Source organism: Novosphingobium rhizosphaerae, assembly GCF_050920675.1.
GTDB lineage: Bacteria > Pseudomonadota > Alphaproteobacteria > Sphingomonadales > Sphingomonadaceae > Novosphingobium > Novosphingobium rhizosphaerae.
Genome location: NZ_CP137861.1, coordinates 692,470 through 710,421, shown reverse-complemented (window position 1 = coordinate 710,421; position 17,952 = coordinate 692,470). Strand labels below are relative to the sequence as shown.

At 67.8% G+C, this 17,952-nt stretch carries 9 protein-coding genes and 1 tRNA gene; 3 read left to right on the top strand and 7 right to left on the bottom strand.

Annotated elements, in window-relative coordinates; translation table 11 throughout:
- Positions 1-18: 18 nt before the first annotated feature.
- From R9J51_RS03245 to R9J51_RS03235, 3 genes are all read right to left on the bottom strand, one after another.
- Positions 19-1,818 (bottom strand): AMP-binding protein, encoded by a 1,800-nt coding sequence (locus R9J51_RS03245; protein ID WP_168556070.1) that lies wholly within the window; start codon positions 1,816-1,818, stop codon positions 19-21.
- 177 nt (positions 1,819-1,995) lie between these two features.
- Positions 1,996-3,777 (bottom strand): gamma-glutamyltransferase, encoded by a 1,782-nt coding sequence (gene ggt / locus R9J51_RS03240; RefSeq protein WP_246866052.1) that lies wholly within the window; start codon positions 3,775-3,777, stop codon positions 1,996-1,998.
- 11 nt (positions 3,778-3,788) lie between these two features.
- Positions 3,789-4,823: a quinone-dependent dihydroorotate dehydrogenase gene (locus tag R9J51_RS03235; RefSeq protein ID WP_168555646.1), complete on the bottom strand. Its 1,035-nt coding sequence runs from the start codon at positions 4,821-4,823 to the stop codon at positions 3,789-3,791.
- Positions 4,824-5,264: 441 nt separating this feature from the next.
- Between R9J51_RS03235 and R9J51_RS03230 the strand changes: the two genes are divergently transcribed.
- Positions 5,265-6,203 carry a helix-turn-helix domain-containing protein gene (locus R9J51_RS03230; protein WP_218847433.1) on the top strand — a complete coding sequence of 313 codons (939 nt, stop codon included), beginning with the start codon at positions 5,265-5,267 and terminating at the stop codon, positions 6,201-6,203.
- Between the two features lie 9 nt (positions 6,204-6,212).
- Here the strand turns inward: R9J51_RS03230 and lldD are convergent, their stop codons facing one another.
- From lldD to R9J51_RS03215, 3 genes are all read right to left on the bottom strand, one after another.
- A complete protein-coding gene (gene lldD / locus R9J51_RS03225) occupies positions 6,213-7,343 on the bottom strand; it encodes an FMN-dependent L-lactate dehydrogenase LldD (protein ID WP_169475738.1) in 1,131 nt (376 codons plus the stop codon).
- Positions 7,344-7,498: 155 nt separating this feature from the next.
- Complete coding sequence (locus R9J51_RS03220; RefSeq protein ID WP_179504176.1) at positions 7,499-15,826, bottom strand: hypothetical protein; 8,328 nt, start codon at positions 15,824-15,826, stop codon at positions 7,499-7,501.
- 380 nt (positions 15,827-16,206) lie between these two features.
- Positions 16,207-16,283, bottom strand: a tRNA-Arg gene (locus R9J51_RS03215).
- A 123-nt stretch (positions 16,284-16,406) separates the two neighbouring features.
- Here R9J51_RS03215 and R9J51_RS03210 point away from each other — a divergent pair.
- Positions 16,407-16,877, top strand: coding sequence for a hypothetical protein (locus tag R9J51_RS03210; RefSeq protein WP_432787806.1), 471 nt, complete (start codon positions 16,407-16,409; stop codon positions 16,875-16,877).
- A 45-nt stretch (positions 16,878-16,922) separates the two neighbouring features.
- Entirely contained in the window at positions 16,923-17,447 is a 525-nt protein-coding gene (locus tag R9J51_RS03205; protein ID WP_169475739.1) for an MmcB family DNA repair protein, read from the top strand.
- Here the strand turns inward: R9J51_RS03205 and R9J51_RS03200 are convergent.
- Positions 17,441-17,878 (bottom strand): hypothetical protein, encoded by a 438-nt coding sequence (locus R9J51_RS03200; protein ID WP_169475740.1) that lies wholly within the window; start codon positions 17,876-17,878, stop codon positions 17,441-17,443. The two genes, R9J51_RS03205 and R9J51_RS03200, sit on opposite strands and share 7 nt — an antisense overlap.
- Positions 17,879-17,952 lie beyond the last annotated feature (74 nt).

Here is a 17,952-nt window from a genome sequence, read left to right as displayed (position 1 = left end):
CCTGCCTTAGCGCGTCGATCAAGCCTTGTAGAGGGCGTCGAGCCGGGGGCCGTAGCGTTCGCGGATCTTGTGGCGGCGGATCTTGAGCGAGGGCGTGAGTTCCTCGTTGGCAATGGCAAAGGGTTCATCGGCCAAGGTGAACTGGCGCACCTTTTCGATGACGGAAAGATCGCGGTTCACGCGGTCCACCGCCTCGCGCACGGCGCTGCGGAAGGCAGGCAGGTCCGCCAGCCGCGCCAGGTCGTGCGGTGCGTCGTTTTCCACCGACCACTGCATTGCCCATTCCGCGTCGGGCACGATGAGGCCGACGACATAGGGCCGCTTGTCGCCTGAAACCATGGCCTGGGCGATTTCGGGCTGCAGCGTGAGCATGCCCTCGATCTTTTGCGGAGAGACATTGTCGCCCTTGTCGTTGACGATCATGTCTTTCTTGCGGTCGGTGATCTTGATGCGGCCCTGCGCGTCGATATGGCCGATATCGCCGGTGTGCAGCCAGCCATCCTGGATGGCGCGCGCGGTTTCGGCATCGTTGTGCCAATAGCCGTGCATGACCAGCTCGCCACGCACGAGGATTTCACCATCGGGGGCGATGCGGACGTCCACACCGCACAGCGGCGGGCCGACGGTATCCATGCGGATGCCGGCGGCCGGGCGGTTGCAGGCGATCACCGGGCCGGCTTCGGTCTGGCCATAGCCTTGCAGCATGGTCAGCCCCATGGCTTCGAAGAACAGGCCCACTTCTGGGTTGAGCGGCGCGCCGCCCGAAACCAGCGCTTTCATCCGTCCGCCGAACCGCGCGCGCACCTTGGGGCGCAAGGTGCGCTCGATCAGCAGATTGAGCGGACGATCGATCAGGCGCATGTGCCCGGTTTCCTGGCGGTGGCTGGCAATGGCAAGCGCTCGGTCCATCAGCCAGCTGGCCAGGCGGCCCTGCTTTTCGACCTGCTTGATGATCCGTGCGCGCAGCACTTCGAACAGGCGCGGCACCACCACCATGATCGTGGGGCGCACTTCCTCGATATTGGCGGCCAGCTTTTCCAGCCCCTCGGCATAGGCGATGCGCGCGCCCACCCCGATCGGCAGCCATTGCCCGCCGGTGTGCTCGTAAGCGTGGCTCAGCGGCAGGAACGAAAGGAACTGGTCGTCGCCCAGGTGGAAATCCTCGGCCAGGATCTGCGCGGCGCCAGCGACGTTGGCAAGGATCGCACCGTGGTGCTGGCGCACGCCGCGCGGGGCGCCGCCGGTGCCGCTGGTATAGATGATGCACGCCAGGTCCTGCCGCCCGATCGTGGCCAGGCGCTGCGTCACTGCGGCACGCGCAGCGGCGGCATCGCCCTGCACCAGGCTGTCCCATTCGTGGAAGTGCAGCGTGCCCGATTGCTGCTGGCGCAGCGGCTCGATCGCGATCACGTGTTCGGCGCAAGGCGCAGTGAGCGCGGCGGCCAGCAGCGGCTGGGCCAGCTTGGCATTCGACACGATGATCGCCCGCGCGCCGGAATTTTCCAGGATGTGCAAGTGATCGCGCTGGGTGTTGGTGGTGTAGGTGGGCACGGTCACCAGGCCCGCAGCCATGATCGCGATATCGGCCATGCACCATTCGGGCCGGTTTTCCGACACCAGCATGACCCGGTCGCCGGGATTGAGGCCCAGCGCGCGCAAGGCTTGCGCCAGCAGGCACACCTGATCGGCCACTTCGCGCCACGACTGCGCAACCCACGCACCCTGGCGCTTGGCCGATAGGAACGGGGCATCGCCATGTTGCGCGGCGCGGGCCAGGAACAGGCTGACCAGGTTGGGCGTTTCACCCAGCTGCGCCACCAGGCTTGCGGCTTGCAGGCTGGCGGCTTGGATTTCAGGCACGGACACGCGAACTCTCCCACCTGGCCCACACCGGGGCCAGTTCCCAAAACGGATAGCTAGGCTGCGTGTTCCGCTACGGCAAGCGTGCTTTGGTGGATGTCACCCGGCTGCCATGGGGCAGCCGGGTTGGCACGATCATTGGGCGATCGCGGCGCCTTCGCTGCGCGGATCGGCGGCGCCCAGCCAGCGGTTGCCGACGCGCTCGATCGCGTTGGCCTTGAGCGGCATCTTGCAGGCCTGGGCCTGGGCGTGGCCCATGGCGACAAGCGTGGGGATCATCGTTTCCAGGCGGCTGCCCTGTTCCACGCAAACCCGCTCGCCCGGTGCGAACAGCACGGGCAGGGCGAGGGCCTGTTGCGCGGTCAGATGCCAATCGAGCACGCCGATCAGCGCGCGGATCACCTGGGCGGGGATCGTGGCCCCGCCAGCGGCGCCCACCACCAGCCGCACCTGCCCGTCCGGGCCATAGACCACCGTGGGCGACATCGAGCTGCGCGGTCGCTTGCCACCTTCCACGCGATTGGCCGTGGGCTGGCCATCGTGCATGGGATCGAGGTTGAAATCGGTCAGTTCGTTGTTGAGGAAATAGCCATTGGCCATCAACCCGGAACCGAACGCGCTTTCCACCGTGGACGTGTAGCTGGCGACATTGCCCCAGCGATCCACCGTGACGAAATGCGACGTGCCGAATTCGGGCTGCGCGCGCGCCGGGGCGAGCGCAGTCTTGACGCCGGCTGGCACCCCGGCGGTGACGCGGGGCAGGGCGGTCTGTGCCGAAATCAGCTGCGAACGCTGGGCCAGATAGGCCGGATCGGTGAGGCCGGCCACCGGCACGCTGACGAAATCGGGATCGGCCAGGTACTGGTCGCGGTCGGCATAGGCAAGGCGCTCGCTTTCGGCGAGGAGATGCCAGGCCACCGGGCTATCGGGGCCCAGCGCGGTCAGATCGAACCGTTCGAGCTGGCCCAGCGTGGCCAGTACGGTGGTGGCGCCCGAAGAGGGCGGCCCCATCGAGCAGATGCGATACTGGCGATACTTGCCGCATACAGCCGGGCGTGGAACGGCCTTGAACGCGGCAAGGTCTGCCGTGGTCAAAGGCGCCGGGTTGACCGGGGCCGTGCCGACCTTGGTGGCGATGGCCTGAGCATTGGCGCCGCTGTAGAACCAGTCTGCGCCACGGGCGGCCAGGGCTTCGAGCGTATCGGCGAGGGCCGGATTGCGCACCACCGTGCCGACCGGCAACGGCCGGCCATCGGCGCCGTAGAACAGCGCGCGGCCGGCAGGATCGAGGCCGGCGATCTCGGGGCTGTCGGACAAGGCGCGATAGAGGCGCGGGGTGATGGCAAAGCCATCGCGCGCCAGCTTGATCGCCGGGGCAAACAGCATGCGCCATGCGAGCTTGCCGTGTTCGGCGTGCGCCAAGGCGGCAAGCCGCAGCGAGCCGGGCACGCCCACGCTGCGCCCGCCAGGCCGCGCCTGGGGAAAGGCCATGGGCTGGCCATCCTTGAAGAACCACTGCGGGGTGGCGGCGGCAGGCGCCTTTTCGCGGCCATCGACCGTATCCACCTGGCCGGCGGCATCGGCCATCACCAGGAAGCCGCCGCCGCCAATGCCCGAGCTTTGCGGTTCCACCACGGTCAGCGCCAGCATCGTCGCGAGCGCGGCATCGGTGGCCGAACCACCCTGGCGCAGCATCTGCGCCCCGGCATCGGCCGCGCGCGCATCGGCGGCGGAAACCAGGCCCTGCCGGCCCACATCCGCCCCATCGAGACGGCCAGGCGCCAGGGCCGACGCTTGCGGCGGCACCGATGCCGGCGCGGAGGCCGCGCCCGGCATGGTCTGGCAGGCGCCAAGGCCAAGGGTGGAAAGGACCGCCAGCGAGGCAGTGGCAAACGGGGGGAGGCGACGCAGGTTCATGACCTTGTTCGCTATTGCGTCCCGACGGCCTCTGCAATGCTTGTCATGCCGGCGGCACGCACGCGGCGGGCGAGACCGGTGACGATATTCTGCGCGAGCTTGGGCCCGTGGAAGACCATGGCGCTATAGAGCTGGATCAGGCTGGCACCGGCGCAGATGCGCTGCCAGGCGTCTTCGGCGCTGGCAATGCCGCCCACGCCGATCAGCGGGATGGCCCCGCCGGTGGCGCTGCGGAAGGCGCGCAGCATGTCGAGCGCCATGGGCGCCAGCGGCTTGCCCGAAAGCCCGCCGGTTTCGGCCGCCAATGGCGAGCGCAGGCCGGCCGGGCGGGTGATCGTGGTGTTGGTCACGATCAGCGCATCGAGCCGCTTGTCGAGCGCGATCCGACAGATCGCATCGATGTCCGAGGTTTGCAGATCGGGCGCCAGCTTGAGAAAGATCGGTGTCTTGTGTGGGCCGCGGGCAGCGATCACGGCATCGAGCAGGTCGCCCAGCGCACTTTCATCCTGCAAGGCGCGCAGCCCCGGCGTGTTGGGCGAACTGATGTTGACGGTGAGATAGGTGGCCAGGGGCGCCGTGATCCGCGTCATTTCCGCGTAATCGGCCACGCGATCGGGCGAATCCTTGTTGGCGCCGATGTTGACACCCAGAATGCCGGGGCGGCCCAGGCGCTGGGTCAGCCGGCGGCCCACCACTTCGGCGCCATCGTTGTTGAAGCCCATGCGGTTGATCACCGCCTCGTCCTCGATCAGGCGGAACAGGCGCGGGCGCGCGTTGCCGGCCTGCGGGCGCGGGGTAACCGTTCCGATTTCGACCGATCCGAAACCCAGGCCGAACAGCGCGTCGGGCACTTGGGCGTTCTTGTCGAAACCGGGCGCCAGGCCCACGGGATTGGGGAACACGATGCCGGCCACGCGCTGGGCCAGGGCCGGTTCCGGCGCGGCGCGGCCGCCCAGCGGCGAGAGCGCCAGCGCGCGCAGCGTCAGGGTGTGGGCGGTTTCGGCCGGCAAACGAAAAAGCAAAGGACGTGCAAGACGATAGAGCATACCGGGCCATGCGTTGGGAGCGATCGGGGCAAGGGCTTTCCCTATTGCGGCCCGGGGGCGCGTCGCCAAGTCGCAAAACGCCGTCCAAGTGGATTAATGTCGCGCTGCGCTGCGAAAACCTTTCCGCTGTGGCGCGGATGCCACCGATTTTGTCGAATCCATACAATCCGGGAATCAGCCTATCGCCTAGTTCCGCATTGCGACCCGAAGGGCTCGGTGCAGCGATGTATCGAGTTCTCCACTTCACGGCGGCTTGGCCCTTGGGCTGGGTCGCCGTTTTTTCATCCATTCTCGAAGTATCGGCCACTTTGCCTTGACATGACAGTGGCCTGGGTGATCGCTGCTGCCGATGGGGCTTCGCAAAAGATCACAGCACGACTTGGTGCAAAATGGGCCTGTGCAGGATCGCTCCGCGCCAGATCGGCACGGGACCGGTCAGGCATGAATGGGGGCTGGTCCATCCCGCAACCGGGCGACATGGCCGGGTTTGACGGGGCCCGGTTCGACATGGCCTATCAACCCGCGCCGCCAGACCTGGCCCGCTACGTGACCATGTTTTTCGAGATGCGGTCCCACGCTGCCCATCTGGTCGCCGCGCAGCCGGCCGGCCCTGGCGTGCTGGTCTTTTTCCTGCGTGGCGCGGGCACGTTGCACACCGTGGGTGGCGCGGCGGACGCCAGTTGCCGGGCCAGCCTGCTGACCCCACTTTCGGCAGCGGCGCGGATCGAGATGGCCGGGCCCTGGCATCTGTTCGGCGCGTCGTTGTCCCCGCTTGGCTGGGCGGCGTTGACCGGCGGCCTCTCGGCGGCCGAGCACGGCAACCGCCTGCGCGAGGCCGGCAGCTTGCTGGGCAGCCCGGTACGCCGCCTGGGCGAAGACTTGGCCCAGGCCCACGGCGTGCAGCCACTGACGCTGGCCGAGATGGTGGCGCGCAGCGCGCCGGTGCTGCGCGCGCGGCTGCACGCCTTGCCCGATGCGCATGTGCGCCTGGTCGAAGCAGTGCTGGCCTGGCTGGGCCGCACGATGTCACCGGTGCTGGATGATCTCTATGGCGGTGCGTTCTATTCGCCGCGCCAGTTGCAACGCCTGGTCGATCGCTATTTCGGATTGCCGCCCAAGCAGCTTGCCCGCCAATATCGTGCCCTGCGCGCGGCGGCCCTGCTCAGCGATCCGGCGATCACGCCGCAGCGGGCAGCGGCCGTGGCCGACCATTTCTATGACCAGTCCCACATGATCCGCGAAGTGCGGCTGTTCACCGGGCATACGCCGGCGCGGCTGGCCGGGGCACACCTGTCGGTGCTTTCGGCGATGCTGGCGATGCGCAACCTGGGCACGCTCGATCCGCCGCTGCGCCGGCGGATCAGGGACTGGGGCGGCTGACCGCCTGGCTCACGCCAGGGTGTGGGCCCCCAGATCGGCCAGGGTGCGCGCGCCGGTAAGTGCCATGGTCACGCGCATGTCGCGTCCGATCAGGTCGAGCAACTGGCCGACGCCGGCTTCACCCCGCGCGGCCAGGGCATAGATGAACGCGCGGCCCAGCATCACCGCGTCGGCACCGCTGGCGATCATGCGCACCACGTCGAGCCCGGTGCGCACGCCTGAATCGGCCAGGATGCGCAAATCGCCTTTCACCGCGTCGGCAATGCGCGGCAGGGCCGCCACCGATGACAGCGTGCCGTCCAACTGGCGGCCGCCATGGTTGGACACGACGAGGCCATCGGCGCCAAAGCGCACCGCATCGCGCGCATCATCGGGTTCGAGAATGCCCTTCACCACCATCGGCCCGTCCCAGAAGGCGCGAATCCATTCCAGGTCCTTCCACCCGATGGCCGGATCGAAATTGGCGCCCAGCCAGCCGATGTAATCGCCCAGCGCCATGGGTTTGCCCATGTAGCGCGAGATATTGCCCAGGTCGTGCGGTCGCCCACGCAGGCCCACGTCCCAGGCCCAGGCCGGATGGGTCATGGCCTGGACCATGCGGCGCAAGGGCGCCCGCGCGCCCGACATGCCCGAATGCGCATCGCGATAGCGCGAGCCGGGCAGCGGCATATCGACCGTGAACACCAGCGTCTTGATGCCGGCCGCCTTGGCGCGTTCCAGCACGGCGCGCATGAAGCCGCGGTCTTTGAGCACATAGAGCTGGAACCAGATCGGCCGGGGGCACTGCGCCTGCACTTCTTCCAGCGGACAGACCGACACGGTGGAAAGCGTGAACGGCACGCCATGGGCGGCCGCGGCGCGCGCGGCCTGCACTTCGCCGCGCCGCGCATACATGCCGGTAAGGCCCACCGGCGCCAGCACTACCGGCAGGGCCATGTCTTCGCCAAACAGCGTGGTTGCGGTGGACAGCCCGGCCACGTCGCGCAGCACGTTCTGGCGGACGGACAGCGCCTGGAGATCGGCCTCGTTCCGGCGCAGCGTGGTTTCCGCGCCCGATCCACCATCGATATAGTGGAACAGGAAAGGCGGCAGGCGCCGCTGCGCCGCGGCCCGGAAATCGGTGGGTGCGGAAATGATCATCTGGCCATCCATCGCTCGTCGTTGCGCCGGGCCTATCACGGCCGGGAACGAAAAGGGAGAGGGCATCAAGCGATCATGATCGCTTTTGATCGAATGCAATCAAAAAAGGGGGAGGCATATAGCCTCCCCCTTCGTTGCGCCCCCTGTTTCCCGCGTCAAAGCTGGAAATCGGACGCCTGAAGATTGACCAGCCCATCGAGCCGGATCCAGAAGTCCGACACCCCATCGCCATTGGTATCGCCCTGAACATAGGTGTTGCCCGAAACCTGGGTGAAGCGCAGTTCGCCGGCCACGTGGTGGAACGTGCTGGTGCCGATCCATGCAAAGGCATCGTCGCCCACCGTGTTGCTGTTGGCGTCCACCCCGATCAACGACACCAGATCCCTCGATCCATGCGAGAAATCGGTGATCCGATCGGCGGTGGAAGCGGTGTTGCCGCCGAAATCGCCATCGCGGAAGATGAACTTGTCGGCCCCCGCGCCGCCGGTCAGCACGTCGCGCCCGGCGCCGCCGATCAGGCGATCGTTGCCCGCCCCGCCGTCCAGGGTGTTGCGGCCGGCGTTGCCGGTAATGACGTTGGCGCCACTGTTGCCGGTCACCAGCAGGTTCTTGCTGCCGCTGAGCGTCACGTTGTCGACATCGGCGGCCATGGTGAAGCTGTGGTTGGAGGCCACGGTCACCACGTCGGACAGGGCAAAGCTGATCCCGCCCAGCGCCTCGTACTTGACGGCGTTGATCGTGATCCCGGTGGTGGCGTCGATCGCCGTGATGCCCGAGCCGGCGAGGCCGCCGATGGTATCGGCACTGAGCGCGGCGATCGCCGCCCCGGTATCGACCAGCGTGATCGGCGCGCTGCTCGAAAGCTGGACATTGCCGAGTTCGGCCGCCTGGGCCGCGCTCAATTGCAGGGCCCCGCCCGACACTTCCACATTGTCCACGCCCGATGCGCTCATCGCGGCATAGACCGACGGCGATAGCGCGGCCAGATCGGCCGCCGTGGCGATGATCGTCACGTCATCGGCGCTGGTCAGCGTGATCGCGCCCAGCGCCACGAACTGGGCCAGCGACAGCACCAGGGCGTCGTCGGTGGCATCGAGCGCGGTGATGCCGCGCTCGGCCAGATCGGCAAAGTCGTATGTCGAAAGGCCGCCCAGCGTGGCACCGCTTTCGGCCAGCACCACATTGCCGCCCACGAAGGGGAATTCGTTGTAGCGCGCCAGATCGGCCAGGCCGAGCGACAGCGTGCCCTGGGTGACGGCAATGGCGTCGATGCCATGCAGCCCCAGCAGCGCGCGGGTTTCATTGTTGAGATCGGCCGCCTGCTGCGCGGTGAGATCGACCACGGCCAGATCGTTGCCCGCGACATAGATCGATCCCATGACATCGAGTTGATCGAGCGTGAGATGGACAACGCCATCGGTGGCATCGATCATGCCCACCCCGCCACTGGCCAGGGCGGCCAGCGCTTCGGGTGCAAGGGCCGCGATGACCGCGCCTTCGTCGGTCAGGCTCAGGCCGTCCCCGGCTTCGATTTCCACCGCGCCGAGCGCGGCGAACTGGGCGACCGAAAGCGCCAGGGCGCCCGATACGTGCACCACATCGATCCCTGCTTCGGCCAGGAACGCCAGTTCCTCGGGCGAGGCGTCAGCGATCTCGTCGGCGACGACTGCCAGGCGCGCGACGATTTCGGGATCGAGCGCCAGGCCTTCCACGGCCAGATTGGCCAGCGTGGCCAGGTCGACGGTCAGCGACGGGGCCAGCGCGGTGACCATGTCCACCCCGGCGGCGACCAGCGTGGCGATATCGTCGGTGGTAAGCGTGGCCAGGGTATCGCCGTTGAACCACACCTTCACCGTGTCCTGCGCGGTAAGGGCCACTTCATCGAGCAACAGGAACTGGTCATAGGACAGGACCAGCACATCGTCGCTTGCATCGAAGCGAGTGACGCCGCTGTCACCCAGCGCGGCCAGGGCATCGTTGCCGAACTGGGCCAGCGCCGCGCCGCTGTCTGCCACGACCACATGGCTGCCTTGCGTGAAGCCGATCACGTTTTCGCGAAAGCTTGCCCAGGTATCGAGAGATAGCGTCAGGGCGCCGTCGGTGGCGTCGATCAGCACCACTTTGCGCGCGGCCAGCGCGTCGATCTCGGCGCTGGTCAGGGCGGCAAGGTGGGCACCGGTATCGGCGATCTCGATATAATCGTCGGCGCCGACGGCGATGCCCTCGATCGCGGCAAGCTGGGCCAGCGACAGCGTGAAGGAATTGTCGGTGGCATCGAGACGCACGATCGGCAGCGAATGGAAATCTGCCGGGTATTCGGCCAGGTAATCGGTGATGACGGCACCGCTGTCGACCAGCGTGAGGCGTGCCTGCGCATCCCAGGCCAAGCCGGACAATTCATCGGCCTTGAGCACCGACAGGCTCAGGTCGTGGTCGGTCACGGCGATGCCGGTCAGGCCCATGTCGCGTAGCAGGGCGATATCGTTGTCGGACATGCCGGCGATCGTGGCGCTATCGGCCGCGAGCGTGACAGTGGTCTCGGCGGCAAAATGCACCCCGTCGAGCGCAAGCAACTGGCCCAGCGATAGCGTTGCCGCCCCGTTCGACAGGGCGATGAGGTCAATGCCGCGCGCAACCAGGTCGGCAAGGTTCGAGGTCGATAGCGCCGCCAGCGCGGTGCCCGTGGCCTCCAGCGTCACCGTATCGTTTGCCGTCAGCGCCGCGGTGTCCAGCGCGGCCAGTTGCGCCAGGTTCAGCGCCAGCGCATCGTCGGTGGCATCGATGCGATCCACGCCGCTTGCGACGAGGCCTGCCAGGTCAGCGGCCGAAAGGGCGCCGAGCGCCGCGCCACTGGCCGCCACGACCACCGGCTGGCCATCGCCCAGCACCACGTCACCCAGGGCCTGCGCCTGTTCCAGCGACAGCGTCAGCTGGGCATCGCTGGCCTCGATCGCGGTAAAGCCTTCGCTGCCCAGCGCAGCGATCTGCGCCACGGATAGCGCGGCCAGGGCTTCAGCCGAATCGAGCAGCACGACCCCGTCAGCATCGGCCAGCGTGACGCCAGCCGCGTGCAGGGTGGCCCACTGGTCCACGTCCAGCCACAGCGTGCCGTCGAAGGCATCGATATGGGTGACGCCCAGATCGACCAGGTCGGCAAGCTGGGCAGGGGTGCGATTGGCAATGAGGTCGGCCGCTTCTTCCACCGCGAGGTCCGCGGCCGCGATGGTGAGGCTGCCCAGAGCGTCTGCCTGATCGAGCGTGATCGTGGCGCTCTGGTTGCCCAGGTCGAGCACGTCGACACCCAGGCTGGCAAGCGCCTGCAGGTCGGCAGGCGCCAAGTCTGCCAACTGCACGGGGGTGAGCACGAGCGAAACCGTATCGGCGGGGGTCAGCGCAATCCCGCCAAGTGCGTTGAGCTGCGCAAGATCGAGCGAAAGGACGCCGCCCGCGCCGGCCAGCGCGTCGATGCCATGGGTGGCGAGATAGGCGAGGTCGACGGTGCCGAGCGATGCCATGTCTTGCGCGGAAACCGACAGGATCACATCGCTGTCGGCCGTCAACGTGGCGCCGTCGTCGATCGCGCCGAACGTGTCGAGCGTCAGGACCAGCACGCCCTGCGTGACGTCGACCGAAACCACGCCGCTGGCAACACTGTCGAGCCAGGCCTGCGCGCTCAGCGCGGAGAGCACTTCGCCACTGTCGGCCAGGATGATGCCATCGGGCGCAGCCAGGATCAGGTCCGCCACGGCGTTGAACTGGGCGAGGCTGAAGGTCACGGCCCCGTCCGTCACGCTCAGCCGTGCCACGCCCTCGTCGATCATCGCGGCGATGTCGCTGGTGCTCAGCGCGCCGATCTGCTCCGCGCTGCCCTGCACGGTCACCGTGTCGTCGGCGGCCAGGGCCAGGTTGCCCAGCGCAAAGAACTGGTCGACCTGCAGCGTCAGCGTGTTGTTGGTGGCGTCGATGCGGTTGACACCGATGGCGTTGAGCGTGTCGAGATCCGCCGTGGACAGACCGCCGATCGTGGCGCCGGTATCGGCCAGGATGAACGTGGTGCTGCCATCGACCGCCACGCCATCGAGCGCCTCGATCTGTGCCAGGTTGAGCGCGAGGGTACCATCGGTGGCAAGCAGGACGTCGATCCCGGCCACCTTGAGGTCAGCAATGTCGTTGGCGGCGAGCGCGGCGAGATGGGCGCCGGTATCGGCCAGCGTGACGCTGTCTTGCGCCAGGAGCGTGACCGTGCCCAACGCCTGGAACTGCGCCACCGTCAGGACCGGCGCTGCGTCACTGGTGGTGAGGGTATCGATCCCGTAGTCGGCCAGCTGGGATAAATCCTGGGCCGAGAGATCGGCGAGTTCGGCTGGCGTGAGGCGGACGATCGCCACCGTGCCATCGGCGATATGGGTGTTGCCCAGGGCCAGAACCTGCTCCAGCGACCAGACCAGTGGCCCATCGGTGGCAGCAATGCTGATCACTCCCCGCGCCGCGATCAGGCTGATATCCTCGGCCGAGAGCGCATGCAGGGCTTGCGCACTATCGGCGATCGAGACGGCATCGCCGTTGGCGAAGGCCAGCAGTTGGCTGGCCACGAACTGCGCATGATCGAGCACCAGCACATCGTCGGTGGCGTCGAGCACCACGTTGCCCTTGTCGGCGATTGCGGCCAGCTGGCTGGGCGTGAGCGCTGCCAGGGCGGCGCCACTGTCGGCCACGGTCAGCACGTCGCTGCCAAAGCCGAGCGTGCCCATGGCGAGCACTTTGGCGACATCGAGCGTGATGGCGTTGCCCGTCACGTCCACCGCGGTCGTGCCGAGCGCTGCCAGGGCGGCCCATTGCGTCGTATCGAGATTTTCCAGCGCGGCGGCGCTGTCGATCACGATGCCGCCCTGCGCAAGGGTGGCGCCGGTCAAGGCCAGGGCCTGCGCCGCACTCAGTTCCAGAACGCCGCTGGTGGCCGCAACCGCGTCCACGCCCATTGCGACAAGATCGGCCAGGTCGCTGGCAGACAGCGCTTCGATCGTGGCAGCGGCATCGGTCAGCGTGATGGTGTCGGACGGCGCCAGCGACAAGCCACCGAGCGCCTGGGCCTGTGCCACCGTAAGCGAGAGAACATGGTCGCTGGTGGACAGCGCATCGACGCCCAGTGCGGCCAGATCGGTAAAGTCCTGCGCGGTCAGCGCGGCAAACTCTGCGCCGGTGGCCACCACGGTGACCGTATCGCCGGCGGTCAGGGCCATGCTGCCAAGCGCCTGCACCTGGGCGAGCGAAAGGGCAAGTTCGTCGTCGCTGGCGTCGATCGCGTCGATCCCGCGTCCGGCCAATGCAGCAAGGGCAGCAGTGTCGAGGGCGGCGATATGGGCGCTGGTGTCGGCAAGGGTGACGGTGTCGCCGGCGGTAAGGGCCACGCCGGCCAGGGCATCGGCCTGTGCCACGGAAAGATGCAGCGCGTCGTCGCTGGCATTCACCGCGTCGATCCCGGCGGCAGCGAGCGCGGCCAGAGTCGCTGCAGAAAGCGCGGCGATATCAGCGCCGGCATCGTCCAGAGTCACCACGTCGTCGGCGATAAGGCCGATGGTGCCCAGCGCCTGGGCCTGCGCGGCAGAAAGCGAAAGCGCGTTGCTGTCGCTGTCGATCGTATTGATCCCGGCGGTGGCGAGCGCGGTGATCTCGTGGGCAGTGAGCGCCTCGATATGCGCGGCGGTATCGGCCAGGATCACGGTATCTGCCGCCGTCACGCTCACGGAACCAAGCGCTTGCGCCTGCAGCACGGTGAGCGGCAGGGCGCCGCCCGTGGCATGGACGGCATCGATGCCCAGCCCGGCCAGGGCGGCAATGTCGGCAGCGCTCAGCGCGGCGATGTTGGCACCGGTATCGGTCAGAGTCACCGTGTCGGCAGCGGCGAGGGCAAGGCCACCGAGCGCCTGGAATTGTGCCACGGTCAGCGAGAGAACGTGATCGCTGGTGGACAGCGCATCGACGCCAAGTGCCGCCAAGTCGGTGAAATCCTGCGCCGTGAGCGCGGCAAATTGTGCGCCACTGGCCTCTACCGTGACCAGGTCACCGGCGGTCAGCGCCAGCCCGCCAAGCCCTTGCGCCTGTTCGAGCGAGAGTGTGAGCGCATCGTCGGTGGCGTCGATCGTGGTGAAGCCGCGGGCAGCCAGTGCGGCAAAATCGGCCGTGGTCAGCGCAGCGATATGGGCGCCGCTGTCGGCCAGGGTGATGGTGTCGCTGCCCGAAATGGGCACGCTGACCAGGGCTTCCGCCTGGGCCACCGTGAGCGCGAGCGCATCGTCGCTGGCGTCCACCGCGTCGATCCCGGCGGTGACCAGCGCGGCGAGCGCCGTGGCCGACAGCGCGGCGATATGGGCGCCGGTATCGGCCAGCGTGACGGTGGTGGCCGGAGCCAGCGCGATCGAGCCCAGGGCCTGGGCTTCCGCCACGGTAAGCGCGAGCGCGCCGCCGGTGGCCGAAAGCGTATCGATCCCGGCGGTGGCGAGCGCGGCGATCTGGTTGGCGGTGAGCGCTTCGATATGGGCGGCCGTATCGTCCAGGGTCACGGTATCGGCAGCGGTCAGGCTGACTGCACCAAGCGCTTGCGCCTGGGCCACGGTGAGCGACAGCGTGCCGCCCGTGGCATGGATCGTATCGACGCCCAGCCCGGCCAGCGCGGCGATGTCGGCAGCGCTGAGTGCGGCGATGTGGGCGCCGGTATCGGCCAGGGTAATGGTGTCGGCCGCGGTGAGGGCAATGGTGTCGAGCGCCTGGACCTGCGCCACGGTGAGCGCGAGGACATTGTCGGCAGCGTCGAACTTGTCCACGCCCAATTGGGCCAGTGCATCGATCGTCGCGGCCGACAGCGCGGCGAGGGCGGTGCCCGCGTCGGCCAGGGTGACGACGTCGGCCCCGGTCAGGTCGGTACCGGCATTGTCCACCGCCAGGATCTGTTCCACGCTCAGCGCCAGGACATTGTCGAGGGCGTCGATCTGGGTGATGCCGCGCAGGTAGAAGTCTTCGAGCGCGGTGCCGCCCAGCGCCTCGATCGCGGCCGAGCTGTCGGTGAGCACGGCGGTGTGGTTGGTGAACCACAGCCCGGCGTCGACAACGGCCTGCGCCTGCGCCACGGAAAGCGCCGGCTGGCCATCGCTGGGCCCAAGCAGGTCCACCCCGGCTTGGCCGAGCGCGCCAATGTCGGACGCCGAGAGCGCGGCGATTTCTGCCATGGTCGCTGCGGCGATGACCGTGTTGGCCGGCGTCAGGGCCATGGTACCCAGTGCCGCGATCTGGTCCAGGGACAAGGTAAGGGCGCCGTCGGTGGCGTCGATCGTGTCGAACCCGGCGCTGGCGAGCTGGGCCAGTTCCGCCGGGGTCAGCGCGGCAAGGTTGGCGCCGGTGTCGGCCAGGGTGAGCGCGTCGGCACCGGTGAGGCTGACGCTGCCCAGCGCCCGTGCCTGCGCCACGCTCAGGCTCAGCGCATCGTCGGTGGCGTCGATCGCATCCACCCCGGCGCTGGCCAGGGTTGCCAGCGTTGCCGCGGAAAGCGCCGCGATATTGGCGCCGCTATCGGCGAGGGTGACGAGATCGCCACCGGTCAGTTCCACCGTGCCCAAGCCTTCGAACTGGGCCACGGTCAGGTGCAGCACGTTGTCGGTGGCGTCGATCTTGTCGATCCCGGCATCGGCCAGCGCGGCAAAGGCAGAACTGGACAGGGCGGCGATGTTGGCGCCGGTGTCGCCCAGCGTGATCACGTCGCCGGCGACCAGCTGCACCGTGCCGAGCGCCTGGTATTGCGCCACGCTCAGCGTCAGGACGTTGTCGGTGGCGTTGATCTTGTCAAAGCCCGAAGCGGCGAGGCCCGCGATCTGCGCCACGCTCAGCGCGCCGATGCTGGCCCCCGTTCCCGACAGGGTGAGCACGTCGTTGGCAGCCACGGTCACCGTGCCAAGCGCCTGGTATTGGGCGAGAGTCAGCGACAGGATATTGTTGCTCGCGTCGAGCTGGTCCACCCCGGCGGCGGCCAGCGCGGCGATGTCGGTGGCCGAAAGCGCAGACAGCGTGGTGCCCGTACCGGTCAGCGTGACGGTGTCGCTGCTGGTGAGCGCCACGGTGCCCAGCGACTGGTACTGCGCCACGGTCAGCGACAGGGCATTGTCGGAGGCGTCGATCTTGTCGATCCCGGCGTCGGCCAGGCTGGCAATGTCGGTGGCAGACAGCGCGGCGATGTGGGCGCCGGTATCGGCCAGCGTGATCACGTCGCCAGCCGCCAACGTGACATCGCCCAGCGCCTGGTACTGCGCCACGGTAAGCGAGAGGACGTTGTCCGTCGCGTTGATCTTGGCAATGCCGTTGGTGGCCAGATCGCCAAAATCGGCCGCGCTCAGGGCGGCGATATTGGCACCGGTATCGGCCAGCGTGTAGGTGTCGGCCGAGACATAGGGCTTGTTGGCATTGTAGGTCGACACGGTGACGTTGATGTTCGCCATTTCTTGACACCTCAGGGCGTTGAAAAGAACATGGCGCACCGTCCCCGCTCGCGCAAAAAAGGCCGCCAGGTATACCGGGCCGCCAGGCGGGATGCCGGGCAGCGCAATTTTTCACGAGGTTCGGCGGCTTTATGCAAAATTGATCGAATCGGCACAATATGGGATCAATTACGATGACTGCTAAGTATATTCACCAATACTGCTGGATTCGGTCCGCTGAACTTCATTCGCGTGCCGACATGCCGTGTTAACGGTGAATTTGTTTTCGGATCAGCTTAAGCACAAATACGCGGGGTGCAGTCGCAGGGCGCGCGCCTGCGCATGACGCCACAGCCCGGGCACTTGGCCCAAGCCCTTGTCTTGCCGATGAAAGGGGGAAATGGCGCACCCGACAGGATTCGAACCTGTGACCCCTGCCTTCGGAGGGCAGTACTCTATCCAGCTGAGCTACGGGTGCGTGAGGAGGCGCCCTAGCAGCGCGGGGCGGGGCTTGCCAGCGCTTTTTGCAGCGCTGGCGGGCGGGGCAAACACACGGCACAAAATTAGGAATCCGTTAACAGTCGCACCCTAGCCTTTCCGCATGGAACAGCCCCCCTTCCAGTCGTTCCGCCAGGCGGCGACAGGCCATGCCGCGCCGGGCCAGGCGCTGCCGGTCGGCGCGCCCGACGTGCTGGGTGCCGATCGCCTGGTCGCGCGGGCGCGGGCGGCGGGCACTTCGCCGCTCGACACGGTGTGGATCGCGCTGCACGAAGCGGCCCGCGCCGTGGCCATGCTTGCCGGGCGCGGACCCGAACCGCTGCGCCCCGATGTGCGAAACTTCCCGGCGATCATGCGCTCCACCGGTGGATGGCGGGCCGAGCGCGCGCGCCAGGGGATCGAGGATCTGGCCGCGATCCTGCAACCCGGGCTGCGCGCGCTGCTGGCCGCGCAGGGACGGACGCCGCCCGATGGGCTGCGCCGCGCCGCGCAAGTGCTGTGGCAGGAATTCGACACTGCCCGCGCCGCGCTGCTCGAATTGATCCCGCCGCTCAATCTCAAGCCGCAGCGATAGGCGGCACGGCTTTACCTGTTCGCATTATGTTCCTAATCTGGCGCCATGCCCGATTCGATTCTCGCCCCTTCCTCGCCCGTGCCACCTGTTGATGCGGCGGCCGTGCCGGCGCTGGCCGATGCCGCTGCGGTTGCGCGCGGGATTGCCCGGCTGTTTGCCCGCAACGATATCTGGTGCCTGGCGGAAATGCCGCTGCGCAATGGCCGCCGCGCCGATCTGATGGGCATCGATGGCAAGGGGCGGGTGGTGATCGTGGAAATCAAGGTCAGCCGCGCCGATCTGCTGGGCGATGCCAAGTGGCCGGAATACCTGGATCATTGCGATCGGTTCTATTGGGGGCTGGCGCCGCACCTGGATCGCGGCGTGCTTAACGACCCGGCTTTTCTGCCCGAAGCCTGCGGGATCATCGTGGCCGATGGTTATGACGCGGAAATCCTGCGGCCCGCGCCGAGCCTGCCGCTGGCGGCCGCGCGTCGCAAGGTGGAGGTGGAGCGGCTGGCGCGCGCCGCGCTGCGCCGCCAGGTGGTGGCCGCTGATCCGGCCTGCGCCACCTGGGCGATCGATTACTGATCCGCGCGCCCAGCGGCCCTGGGTTGACGATCCTGTGCTGACGCGCGCAGCACTTTGGACACCAGCGCCTGGGATACCGAAAGCACGCGCGCCGTCTCGGTCTGGGTCAGGCCGCGGGCCGCCAGGGCGACGATGGACGCATCGCGCGCCGCTCGCGCCGCCGCGCCACGCCCGGCCAATGCCGCGGGCGCTTCGGGCGCATCGGCAACCGGTTCGGGCAGAGTGAGGCCGGGGCCGATGATGTCCCGCGTGGCCGTACGGCCATCGGCGGCGCTGGTGGCGAGGCGCGCCAGGCCGGCGATCTTGTCGATCGACAGGGTGCAGCGGGCCACGGCCGAATCCCCCATGGCCTGGCCCAGCAGGGCCATTACTGCTCCGGCAAAACCTTCATCGGCGGCTTTTTCCGCCTGACGCTTGCGCTTTTTGCCCATTACCGGCCTCTTTCGGCGTCAGAAATGATAGGGAGTTTATTCGTAATAGCATGAGTATCACGAATAGACCTGCC

Excerpts from the sequence above, each read along its gene's own strand:
- ggt (WP_246866052.1), bottom strand. The coding sequence starts at position 3,777 with ATGAACCTGCGTCGCCTCCCCCCGTTTGCCACTGCCTCGCTGGCGGTC.
- R9J51_RS03235 (WP_168555646.1), bottom strand. The coding sequence starts at position 4,823 with ATGCTCTATCGTCTTGCACGTCCTTTGCTTTTTCGTTTGCCGGCCGAA.
- R9J51_RS03230 (WP_218847433.1), top strand. The coding sequence starts at position 5,265 with ATGAATGGGGGCTGGTCCATCCCGCAACCGGGCGACATGGCCGGGTTT.
- lldD (WP_169475738.1), bottom strand. The coding sequence starts at position 7,343 with ATGATCATTTCCGCACCCACCGATTTCCGGGCCGCGGCGCAGCGGCGC.
- R9J51_RS03220 (WP_179504176.1), bottom strand. The coding sequence starts at position 15,826 with ATGGCGAACATCAACGTCACCGTGTCGACCTACAATGCCAACAAGCCC.
- R9J51_RS03210 (WP_432787806.1), top strand. The coding sequence starts at position 16,407 with ATGGAACAGCCCCCCTTCCAGTCGTTCCGCCAGGCGGCGACAGGCCAT.
- R9J51_RS03205 (WP_169475739.1), top strand. The coding sequence starts at position 16,923 with ATGCCCGATTCGATTCTCGCCCCTTCCTCGCCCGTGCCACCTGTTGAT.
- R9J51_RS03200 (WP_169475740.1), bottom strand. The coding sequence starts at position 17,878 with ATGGGCAAAAAGCGCAAGCGTCAGGCGGAAAAAGCCGCCGATGAAGGT.